The sequence below is a fragment of the Streptomyces sp. P5F9 genome (assembly GCF_057961495.1).
Window position 1 is genome coordinate 1 of the sequence record NZ_JBXVPZ010000526.1, and the last position, 6,232, is coordinate 6,232.

The window sequence follows — 6,232 nt, forward strand, 5'->3', positions numbered from 1 at the left end:
CTTCGCCCCCGCCTCCACCGCCGTCACCACGGCCCTCCTCCAGGCGGTCATGGCGACGGCGGCCGCGACCCTGGCCGACCGCGGCATCGAGCCGCCACTGCTGCGCTCCGGGAACGTGGACGGCGGCCACGAGTGGAACGGCCGGGTGTTCGAGGAGTACCGGGACCGGATCTTCTACCAGTACTGAGCGTCAGCCCCGTAGTGAGCTGCCCAGTAGTGGCTCACTACTGGGCAGTGGCTCACTTCTCGCGCGCCGCCTCCGCCAGGTCCAGCGCAGCCGCGATCCGTACGGCGACGTCCTCGGCGTAGATCGAGTCGGACCGTTCGAACTGGCTGCGCCCGGCGCCCCGTAGGAACGTCACGACGCCCAGGGTCCGCCCCCGGCTGCGCAGCACTGCGCACAGGGCGTGCACGGCGTCCGTGGGCCACTGCCTGACCCGAGCCCACTCGCGGGCCTGTTCGGGCGGGGCGGTGCCGATACTGGCCCGCACGGAGCCGACGCGTTCGACGCACTGCAGGGCGGGATGGCCCTCTCCGTAGCGCACGGGAAGCCCGGCGGCGCCGGTGAGCAGGCTGGGGCCGGGCGCGCCCGTGGGCGTAGCGGCGACTCGGATCAGTCGTACGGCCGTAGCACGTACCCCATCACCATCGTTCAACGATCCGCCGGCGACCCGGTCGATGAGGGCGTGGTCGGCGAAGCCGGCGAGGGCGAAGTCGAGGTGGACGGTCGCCGCGTCGCGCGGGTCCTCGCACTCGGCGGCGGCGCGGGCGGCGCGGTGCAGTTGCTGGGCGCGGAAGCGCAGCAACGAGGCCTCCTGCTCCAGTTGCTTGGCCTCGGTGACGTCCTGGAAGAGCCAGCCGACGCCGAGCGGCACGGGCTCCTCGGTGAGCGGCGAGGCCAGCCGCAGGAACCCGCTCCGCCAGCAGCGCCGCAGATTGCCCTCCGGCGTCCGTACGCTCACCCAGATCTCCGCGGGCGCCGGCGGCGCGCCCTCGGCGAGCACATGCGTGAGCGCGGCCTCCAACTCCTCGACGCCCTGGGCGAGCAACTCCCCGAGGGGCCGCCCGAGCACGGAGGTACGCCCGGTACCGAGCGCCCGCGCGGCATGCGAGTTGACGACGGCGGGCCGCAGATCGGCATCGACGAGCACAACACCCCAGGAGGCGTCCTCGAACAACGCCTCACTCAGGGCGATCGACCGCTCAAGGTCGATCTGGGCATGCACTTCACTGAAGGCGCAGTAGACCCCGGCGGGCTTCCCGTCGGGACCGCGCACGGCGGCGGACTGGGTCCGCACGAGCACCCGCCCACCGTCCTTGGTCAGCAGCGCGAACTCATTGACCTGCCGCCCAGGGGCCTGCATGGCGGACATGAGCCGCCCCTCGACCTCCTCGGCGTCCGCACTCCGTACGGCCCACCCGGCCAGCCCCTGCCGCCCCACGGCCTCGGCCGCGGTCCAGCCCAGGATGCGCTCCGCCTCGCGGTTCCAGTGCGTCAGCACCCCGTCCGCGTCGAAGGCACACAGCGCCGCGTCCATCCCGTCCAGCAACGCGGCCAACAGGTCGGACCCGCCGACCCCTTCGGGCCCACCGTCCCGCTCGGGCTCGTCGGGACCCAATTCGTCGGTGGTCCCACTACGCCGGGAAGCACTCACCTGGACCCCCTGCAGGCTGCGTCCGCGGACACGACGCGTCGGTTCACTCACTCCCCCTCATTCAACTCGAACGTGACGCAGCACACACCTGGTTCCCGCAAGATTGAAGGAATCGTTGTACGACGCCGGCTCGCTCCCGGCACACTCGACCGATGCCGGCCCGCCTCCCGCTCGACGAACAACTCACCGCGCTGCGGACGACATTGTCCCGCAACGAGGTCCTCCTGGAGATCCTCGACCGCACCGCGGCCCTCGGCCTCCCGAACTGGTACCTGACCGCGGGCTGCCTCTTCCAAACCGTGTGGAACGTGGTCACGGGCCGTCCCCCGACCCACGCCATCAAGGACTACGACGTCTTCTACTACGACGACACGGACCTGTCCTGGGAGGCCGAGGACAAGGTGATCCGCGCAGGCCGCGAGGCCTATGCCGACCTGTCCGCCAAGTCCGAGGTCGAGATCCGCAACGAGGCCCGCGTCCACCTCTGGTATGAGCAGAAGTTCGGCACGCCGTGCCCGCCGTACGACTCCGTAGAGGCCGCGATCGACTCCTTCGCGGCGACGACATGCTGCCTGGCCGTACGCCTGAAGGAGGACGGCGACTGGCGCGTATACGCCCCGCACGGCCTCTCCGACGTCTTCAACCTCGTCGTACGGCCGAACCCGGTCCTGGCACCACGAGAGGTCTACGAGACGAAGGCGGCCCGCTGGCGGGAAGCCTGGCCGGAGTTGACGGTCCTGCCCTGGCCTACGCCAACCGCAGGGTGATCCACAGGTCGGTCTCCCCGTCCAGCACATAGCGCTCGGTCTCGACGAAACCCCGTGCCTCGGCGAACCGGACGCCGTCCGTGTTGGCGGCCAGGACGACGGTCTCGATCGCGCCGGCGTCGAGCGCACGCGCGCGCGTGAGGCCGTTTTCGTAGAGGGCGACTCCGTAGCCGCGCCGCCGGAACTCGGGCAGCACGCGCGCGATGACGGTCGCCACGCCGTCCTCTGGGGGGCGCACGGTGGAGCAGCCCACGAGCACGTCCCCCAGGTACGCGTTCTCCAGCCGGTTCCGTCCGCTCCGCTCCCGCACCTCGTCGAGAGACATCGCGGCGGGCGGCACGATCAGGTTGTGGACGTGCTGCCAGTCCCGCAGTGCGTCCTCAGCCTCTGGATCCACCGGTTCCATCCGCAGGTCGGTCATGAGGCGGAACCTAGGTGACCAGCGCATTCGCGTCCAGTGAGTTCGGGGTTCGTAAAAGCGGTTGATCCGTCGGCGAGGGGTTCTTAGGGTGGCGAGTACTTCGGAAAGGAGGTGGTTCGGCAGATGTATGAATACCGGACGGAAGAGGTGACTGCGGGCTAGTGGCCCGCCGTCGTACTCGGTTCGGCGCCGGACCAGCGTGTGCGAGTTGCGCGCAACCGGCCTAACCCAACGCAGTCACCCGACCCGCGAGCTCGCCGGTACGTCCGGCCGGCTCCCCCGCTGTGAGGCGGAGGGACCTGAGCTCGCGGGTCGTCTGCGTTTCGGCGGCCCGGTGAGATCAGGGGCTCAGGCGGTCCACTCGCCAGGTGCCCGCCGGCTCCGCGGTGTAGCGGAGGCGGTCGTGGAGGCGGTTTTCCCGGCCCTGCCAGAACTCGACCGTCTGGGGGGCGATGCGGAAGCCGCCCCAGTGCGGGGGGACCGGGACCTGTTCGCCCTCGGGGTAGCGGGCGGTCAACTCCTCGTACGACGACTCCAGTTCGGTGCGGGAGGGGATCACCGCGGACTGGGTGCTGGCCCAGGCGCCGAGTTGGGAGCCGTGCGGGCGGGTGCGGAAGTAGGCGGCGGTCTCGTCGCGGCCGGTGCGGCGGGCGGTGCCCGTGACCAGGACCTGGCGGGCCATCGGGTGCCAGGGGAAGAGCAGCGAGACGTACGGGTTGGCGCCGAGTTCGCGGGCCTTGCGGGAGTCGTAGTTCGTGTAGAAGACGAAGCCCTGGCCGTCGTAGTGCTTCATGAGGACCGTGCGGGAGCTGGGGCGGCCCTCGGCGTCGGCGGTGGAGACGACCATGGCGTTCGGCTCGTAGACGAGCTCCTGGACCACCGCCTCCTCGAACCAGCGGCCGAACTGTGTCATGGGGTCGGCTGCCAGGTCGCTCTCGTCGAGGCCCTCCACGCGGTACTGCTTGCGCATCGCGGCGGGGTCGAGGCGGGGATCACGGTCGGTGGGATCACGGTCGGTCACACGATCATCCTGCCGTACGGCGGTGTGCGGGCGGGTGCGGTTGCGTGTGGTCGTCCACGGTCGCGGGCCGGCGCGTGCGGCCGCGAGTTCGGGTGGCACTCAGTGCCGCAGACCCTCCCCTTGTGTGGCACTCGGCGTTATGGTGCTGATGTCTCTATCTTCGGCCCGCGAGTCCCCCGTGACCGTGGAGCCACAGCATGAGGAGCCGCCTGATGTCCGACTTCGACCCCTCCTTCGTACCTGGACTCGAAGGAATCGTCGCGTTCGAGACGGAGATCGCCGAACCGGACAAGGAAGGCGGCGCCCTGCGGTACAGGGGCGTCGACATCGAGGATCTGGTCGGTCACGTCTCGTTCGGCAACGTCTGGGGGCTGCTCGTCGACGGCGCCTTCAACCCCGGACTGCCGCCCGCCGAGCCGTTCCCGATCCCGGTGCACTCCGGGGACATCCGCGTCGACGTGCAGTCCGCGCTGGCGATGCTCGCGCCCGTGTGGGGCCTCAAGCCGCTCCTCGACATCGACGAGGAGCAGGCTCGCGACGACCTCGCCCGGGCCGCCGTCATGGCCCTGTCGTACGTCGCCCAGTCCGCGCGGGGGCAGGGGCACGCGATGGTGCCGCAGAGCGAGATCGACAAGGCGCACTCGGTCGTCGAGCGGTTCATGATCCGGTGGCGGGGGGAGCCGGATCCCAAGCATGTTGCCGCCGTCGACGCGTATTGGACTTCTGCTGCCGAGCACGGCATGAACGCGTCTACCTTCACCGCTCGGGTTATCGCGTCCACCGGTGCCGATGTCGCTGCCGCGTTGTCCGGGGCCGTGGGGGCGATGTCCGGGCCGCTGCATGGTGGGGCGCCGTCCCGTGTGCTCGGGATGATCGAGGAGATCGAGCGGACCGGGGATGCGGACGCGTACGTTCGGCAGGCGCTCGACAAGGGTGAGCGGTTGATGGGCTTCGGGCACCGGGTGTATCGGGCCGAGGACCCTCGGGCTCGCGTACTGCGGCGTACCGCGCGGGAGTTGGGGGCGCCGCGGTTCGAGATCGCGGAGGCGTTGGAGAAGGCCGCGCTCGCGGAGTTGCACGCTCGGCGGCCCGACCGGGTGCTCGCGACCAACGTCGAGTTCTGGGCGGCGATCGTGCTGGACTTCGCTGAGGTGCCGGCGCACATGTTCACGTCGATGTTCACGTGTGCGCGTACGGCGGGGTGGTCGGCGCACATTCTTGAGCAGAAGCGGACGGGGCGGCTTGTGCGGCCGTCTGCTCGGTATGTGGGGCCGGAGTCTCGTGGGCCTCAGTCGATCGAGGGGTACTCGGATATCGCCCACTGAAGAGGGGGCTCAGGTGCGTGGGCGGGTGCGGGGGCGTTGTGGCTGGTCGCGCCCACGCGGCGGAGCCGCAAATCGACACAGCCCCGCGCCCCTAAAAGATAAAAGCCCTCACCCCAAGGCGTGTTCCAGGAGTGCTGCCCATTGGGCTACCACCCTCTCCCGCCTGGCCCTATCGTTCGTGAGCAGGTTGGCCAGGCCCAAGCCCCTTGCCATGTCCAGAAGGCCCTGGACTGTTTCGCGCACGCCCTGTCTCGACTCGTCCGCGTTCAGCAGCTCCACCGCTATGCGGTGAGTCTCTCGGCCCACCTTCGCCTCCAACTCGGTTACGCGGGGGCGGAGTTGGTCCTCGTTGGAGGCTGCTACCCAGAGGTGGAGGGCCGCGCGGAACAACGGGCCCGTGTAGAGGTCGACCAGGGCCTCGATCACTGCGCGTCGGTTTGCCGCGCCCTCCGGGAACAGGGCCCGCAGGGCTGTCGAGCGTTCCTCGGCCACGTACTCGACCGCCGCCGTGAAGAGGTCCTCGCGGGTGGGGAAGTGGTGTTGGGCGGCGCCTCGGGAGACGCCGGCGCGTTCGGCTACGACGGAGACCGTGGAGCCTGCCCAGCCGTGTTCGGCGAGGCAGGACACGGCGGCTTCCAGGAGGCGTTGCCGGGTGGCCCGGCTGCGGTCCTGCTTGGGTCTGCGGTCGACCGCGCCCGGCGCCGTCGTCGTGCTCACACCACCCATGCGGGGTCCCGTCGTTCGAGGAATGCTGTCATCCCCTCGCGGGCCTGCGCGGAGCCGAACAGCCGTGCCGAGAGCGCGGTCAGGTCGGCCGCGTCCCGGTCGAAGGTCTCCAGCACCCTAGCCGTGAGCAGCCGTTTCGTCTCGGCCAGGGCCTCGGGAGCGGCTCGGCGCAGGCCGTCGAGGATCGGTGCCAGTGCCTCGTCCACGTCCTCTCCCGCCACCGTGAGCAAGCCCGCGCGGGTCGCTTCCGTCGCGTCGAAACGCTCGCCGGTGAGGTAGTAGCGGGCCAGGGCGCGGGGGTCCGTGCGGGGCAGGAG

At 70.4% G+C, this 6,232-nt stretch carries 7 protein-coding genes and 1 pseudogene; 3 read left to right on the forward strand and 5 right to left on the reverse strand.

Annotated elements, in window-relative coordinates:
* Positions 1 to 187: pseudogene (locus AC31A1_RS44495) on the forward strand (SIS domain-containing protein); the annotation flags it as partial.
* 52 nt (positions 188 to 239) lie between these two features.
* Here the strand turns inward: AC31A1_RS44495 and AC31A1_RS44500 are convergent.
* The gene (locus AC31A1_RS44500; RefSeq protein ID WP_489658772.1) at positions 240 to 1,655 is read right to left on the reverse strand and encodes a PAS domain-containing protein; all 1,416 of its coding nucleotides are present in this window, start codon (positions 1,653 to 1,655) and stop codon (positions 240 to 242) included.
* A 152-nt stretch (positions 1,656 to 1,807) separates the two neighbouring features.
* Here AC31A1_RS44500 and AC31A1_RS44505 point away from each other — a divergent pair, with 152 nt between their 5' ends.
* Entirely contained in the window at positions 1,808 to 2,422 is a 615-nt protein-coding gene (locus AC31A1_RS44505; protein ID WP_489658773.1) for a nucleotidyltransferase family protein, read from the forward strand.
* On the opposite strand, the gene AC31A1_RS44510 is transcribed toward AC31A1_RS44505, so the two are convergent.
* Both AC31A1_RS44510 and pdxH read right to left on the reverse strand, forming a co-directional pair.
* Positions 2,403 to 2,843, reverse strand: coding sequence for a GNAT family N-acetyltransferase (locus tag AC31A1_RS44510; RefSeq protein ID WP_489658774.1), 441 nt, complete (start codon positions 2,841 to 2,843; stop codon positions 2,403 to 2,405). The genes AC31A1_RS44505 and AC31A1_RS44510 overlap by 20 nt on opposite strands.
* A gap of 340 nt (positions 2,844 to 3,183) precedes the next feature.
* Positions 3,184 to 3,864 carry a pyridoxamine 5'-phosphate oxidase gene (gene pdxH / locus AC31A1_RS44515; RefSeq protein ID WP_489658775.1) on the reverse strand — a complete coding sequence of 227 codons (681 nt, stop codon included), beginning with the start codon at positions 3,862 to 3,864 and terminating at the stop codon, positions 3,184 to 3,186.
* A 212-nt stretch (positions 3,865 to 4,076) separates the two neighbouring features.
* Here pdxH and AC31A1_RS44520 point away from each other — a divergent pair, with 212 nt between their 5' ends.
* Entirely contained in the window at positions 4,077 to 5,189 is a 1,113-nt protein-coding gene (locus AC31A1_RS44520) for a citrate synthase 2 (RefSeq protein ID WP_489658776.1), read from the forward strand.
* Positions 5,190 to 5,297: 108 nt separating this feature from the next.
* Here AC31A1_RS44520 and AC31A1_RS44525 read toward each other — a convergent pair whose 3' ends face one another.
* Both AC31A1_RS44525 and AC31A1_RS44530 read right to left on the reverse strand, forming a co-directional pair.
* Positions 5,298 to 5,915: a TetR/AcrR family transcriptional regulator gene (locus AC31A1_RS44525; RefSeq protein ID WP_489658777.1), complete on the reverse strand. Its 618-nt coding sequence runs from the start codon at positions 5,913 to 5,915 to the stop codon at positions 5,298 to 5,300.
* Positions 5,903 to 6,232 (reverse strand): enoyl-CoA hydratase-related protein (locus AC31A1_RS44530; protein WP_489658778.1); only part of this gene is annotated, 330 nt, incomplete at its 5' end. The genes AC31A1_RS44525 and AC31A1_RS44530, both read right to left, overlap by 13 nt.